The organism is Xanthomonas sp. LMG 12460, assembly GCF_009192895.1.
GTDB classification, from domain to species: Bacteria; Pseudomonadota; Gammaproteobacteria; order Xanthomonadales; family Xanthomonadaceae; genus Xanthomonas_A; species Xanthomonas_A sontii.
On sequence record NZ_NKUH01000123.1, the window covers coordinates 1 to 589 of the forward strand.

Below are 589 nucleotides of genomic sequence, written 5' to 3' on the forward strand. Positions count from 1 at the left end.
GCCAGACCGACACCATCACCGGCACGCAACTGTCGGTGGGCGGCAACGCCAGCCTGAGCACGACCCAGGGCGACATCACCCTGACCGCCAGCAATATCGCGGCACAGGGCGATGTAACCATGCACGCCGCCAGCGACCTGACCATCCAGAGCGGGCAGGACACGGCCGGCAACGCCAACGTCTCGGACAACAAGGCCATCGGCACGGTGGTCATCTCCGACACCGAGCGCTTCTCCGGCTATCACACAGAGAAGCACCGCGACGACAACGCCACGGTGACGCAGGTGGCCAGCAGCGTCGGCAGCCTGGGCGGCAACGTCAACCTGAGCGCGGGCGGCACCTACACGCAGAGCGCCAGCAACGTGGTCGCGGCCAAAGACGTGGACGTGACTGCCGCGTCGATCCAGTTGCTCACCGCCAACGACAGCCACGCCGCGTCCTCGCAGGACGACACGCTCAAGATCGGTGCGTTCGCGCGGGTGAAATCGCCACTGATCGACCTGATCAACAACGTCGATGCGGCGCGCAACTCCGACGGCAGGCTGTCGGCGATGCAGGGCATGGCGGCAGTGGCCAACGGCTATCAGAC

At 66.4% G+C, this 589-nt stretch carries 1 protein-coding gene; it reads left to right on the plus strand.

Annotated elements, in window-relative coordinates; translation table 11 throughout:
- On the plus strand, positions 1–589 hold a 589-nt coding region (locus CEK66_RS19320; RefSeq protein ID WP_193312721.1), incomplete at both ends, for a hemagglutinin repeat-containing protein.